At 72.6% G+C, this 1,378-nt stretch carries 2 protein-coding genes; one reads left to right on the top strand and one right to left on the bottom strand.

All coding sequences use genetic code 11. The features are described 5' to 3' along the window. Positions 1-186 precede the first annotated feature (186 nt). Complete coding sequence (locus tag ACFU53_RS46595) at positions 187-876, bottom strand: ScbR family autoregulator-binding transcription factor (RefSeq protein WP_384006332.1); 690 nt, start codon at positions 874-876, stop codon at positions 187-189. Between the two features lie 145 nt (positions 877-1,021). Between ACFU53_RS46595 and ACFU53_RS46590 the strand changes: the two genes are divergently transcribed. Then, positions 1,022-1,378 (top strand): NAD-dependent epimerase/dehydratase family protein (locus ACFU53_RS46590; protein ID WP_384006330.1); only part of this gene is annotated, 357 nt, incomplete at its 3' end.

Raw genomic sequence — 1,378 nt, 5'->3', positions numbered from 1 at the left:
GCCAGGCAGCGGCTGCGGTGCCAGGCAGCGGCTGCGGTGCCAGGCAGCGGCTGCGGTGCCAGGCAGCGGCTGCGGTGCCAGGCAGCGGCTGCGGTGTCAGGCAGCGGCTGCGGTGTCAGGGAGCGGCTGTGGCCATGGCGTGAGGGGGCGGCCGGGGGCTGCGGCGTTGAGGGGCGGCTGCCGGTGTCAGGGGGCGGCCGGGGCCAGTGCCTTCTCCTGGGCCTCACGGGCCTGGGCGGCGGCCCGGTCCGACTCGGCGACGACCCGCGCCGCGCGCTCCGTGCTGATCTCCAGCGTCGCCAGTACCGCGGGCACCGCGATGCTGGGCAGGAAGTGGTTGAAGAGCGAGACGATGCGGTCCTCGAGATCGGCGCGGTCGCTCAGGGCGTGGGAGTAGACCTGGACCCCGGTCCAGGAGGCGGACAGGATCCAGGTGGCCTCCACCTGGTCCACGTGCGGCAGCAACTCGCCCTGGGCCTTGGCCTGTTCCAGGATGTCCTGCGTCGCGGCGAGCCACAGCGGGATCGCGGCCCCGCCGAAGAGCGAGCGCGCCTCCTGGCCCAGCGAGAGCCGTGCCCCGGCGCTCACCAGCGGGTCCCGGCGCATCCGGTGGGCCAGCGCGAGGCCGGTGTCGACGAGTTCCTGCAGTTTGCAGGCGCTTCGCGGCACGGCACTGATGTGCATCTGCTCCTGCAGCACACCCTCGGCGAGCGCCTGCTTGGAGGGGAAGTGGAAGTACATGGCGCCCTTGGTCACCTCGGCGCGGGCGAGGATCTCACCGACCGTGGCCGCCTCGTAGCCGAACTCGTCGAAGACGGACGCCGCCGCCCGCAAAATGGCGCGGCGTGTGCGGATCGCGCGTTCCTGTCGTGCCACGGTAGGTGCCTCCTGCGGCTGGTGCCTGAAGTGGTCTTACGGAACTTCCTCCCGTAGGCCGCTGGAAACAAAACCAGCTAGTCCGTATCTTAACAACAGGAGCCGCCCTCCGGCACCGGCCGGCGCGGCCGCTCCCGGAGGGCGGATGAACACGGCGACACGGCTGCTGGTCCTGGGCAGCGGCGGCTTCATCGGGGGGCACACGGTTTCGGCCGCCCTGCGCCGGCCGGAGACCGTACTGCGGCTGGCCCGGCGCGGCACCCCGGCCACGGCCCCGGCCGGGGCCCGGGTACAAACCGTCCGCGCGGATCTGAGCGAGCCCGCATCGCTGCGCGGACTGTGCCGGGGCGTCGACGCGCTCATCCACTGCGCCTCGCTCGTGGAAGGCACCGAGGAGCAGCTGCGCACGGTCAACGACACGGGGACGCGTCTGCTCATCGAGGAGGCGCTGCGCTCGGGGGTGCGCCGGATCGTCTACGTCAGCACCGCGTCGGTCTACGGC

Origin of the sequence: Streptomyces sp. NPDC057474 (genome assembly GCF_042802555.1) — a bacterium.
Lineage (GTDB): Bacteria > Actinomycetota > Actinomycetes > Streptomycetales > Streptomycetaceae > Streptomyces.
This window is presented reverse-complemented; position numbering and strand designations above follow the sequence as displayed.